This window comes from Microvirga sp. KLBC 81, assembly GCF_003075415.1.
Classification (GTDB): domain Bacteria; phylum Pseudomonadota; class Alphaproteobacteria; order Rhizobiales; family Beijerinckiaceae; genus Microvirga.
This window is the reverse complement of sequence record NZ_QDAH01000255.1, coordinates 1-1,204: the sequence shown is the minus strand read 5'-3', so window position 1 is coordinate 1,204 and position 1,204 is coordinate 1. Positions and strand designations below refer to the sequence as shown.

Here is a 1,204-nt window from a genome sequence, read left to right as displayed (position 1 = left end):
AACAGCCTCATCCTGAAATTCTTTCGTAAAGCGTGTCTGGGGCATGGAGATCCTCCTGCTTCATGAGAGGCTCTCCATCTTTTCGGAGCAAGTCCAGGCCGCGGGCCCGCAGGATCGCGGCGGCCATGATCAGGCCGAGCCACGGCAGGCGGGTGTAGAGGTTTAGATCCAGCCAGACGTTCCACGCCACTGCCGCGGCGGCCACCGCCGGCCAGTGGGCGGTGCGCTTGACCACGTCGAGCCAGAGATCCTCGGTCTCGGCTTCGTCCTGGTCCGGATCGTAGACCAGATGCGAGCGGCTCTTCGGCAGCGGGGTCTCGCCGGCGAGCACCCTGCTGGTGCGATCCAGCAGGGCATCGATTTCGGCAAAGTGCGCCTGCCATGGATCGGCATCGTTGGCGAAGGGCGGATAGGCCGCCTCGTCCTCGGGATCGGGTTTGCCCTGTGTTGGCTTGCGAGCGCCCTCTCCTCGCACAGGGCCGATGCCGCGCAGGGCCGCCAGACCATCGATCGAGAGCGGCCACGGGGCGGGGCGCGCCAGGGCGGTGCGGCGGGCCCGCAGGGCGGCGGCGGCGCGGGTGAGCTCGTGGGTGGGATGGCGGACGTCCATGCCGGCATCGTGCAGCACCAGGTCGCCGACATCGACGAGATGGCCGTCGAGGATCAGCGCCCGCACCGCCTCGGTGATGTCGCAGCGCGACTGCCAGCCGGCGGCCAACCCGGAGGCCTCCAGCCGGGCATCGAAGCGCAGGATGCGGATCGTGATGTGCTCGAGCCGGCCTGCGATGGCCTCCCACGGCAGCTCCGGCAGGGGCATCGTCAACTTAACGACATTGGATAGGTTGGCCTGTCATCAACCGTCGGATCAGAAGCCAGTGGCGACTCCAGTCACTTCGTTCCAGACTCGGAGGGCCTGAGCTCGGGACGCGCGATGAGCGGCAGCGGTGATGTTGGCGGGACGGCGGAAGAGGTTCGCAACTTGATCGTGAACCGACAGGAAGCGTTGGGCCTGCCCGGCTGATTTGAAGCGCTTCATGATTCGCTCGCGCCGACGGGTCGGCTGGTGACTGTTTTCGGCTCGATTGTTCAAGCCGCGATGCTGGCGGTGCTCCACACCCGGCATCACAGCTAATGGCATGGACCGGCCGTGCTCCCGGGTGGAGCATAAGAGGACGGGATTAACCCGCAGCCACGGAGCCATGCC

At 66.7% G+C, this 1,204-nt stretch carries 2 protein-coding genes; both read right to left on the bottom strand.

The window, feature by feature from the left end; translation table 11 throughout:
- Nucleotides 1–7: 7 nt before the first annotated feature.
- The gene (locus DC522_RS33615) at nt 8–817 is read right to left on the bottom strand and encodes a DUF1612 domain-containing protein (protein WP_245444773.1); all 810 of its coding nucleotides are present in this window, start codon (nt 815–817) and stop codon (nt 8–10) included.
- Nucleotides 818–865: 48 nt separating this feature from the next.
- The coding region (locus DC522_RS33610; RefSeq protein ID WP_245444771.1) for a DDE-type integrase/transposase/recombinase at nt 866–1,204 on the bottom strand (339 nt) is incomplete at its 5' end.

Excerpts from the sequence above, each read along its gene's own strand:
- DC522_RS33615 (WP_245444773.1), bottom strand. The coding sequence starts at position 817 with ATGCCCCTGCCGGAGCTGCCGTGGGAGGCCATCGCAGGCCGGCTCGAG.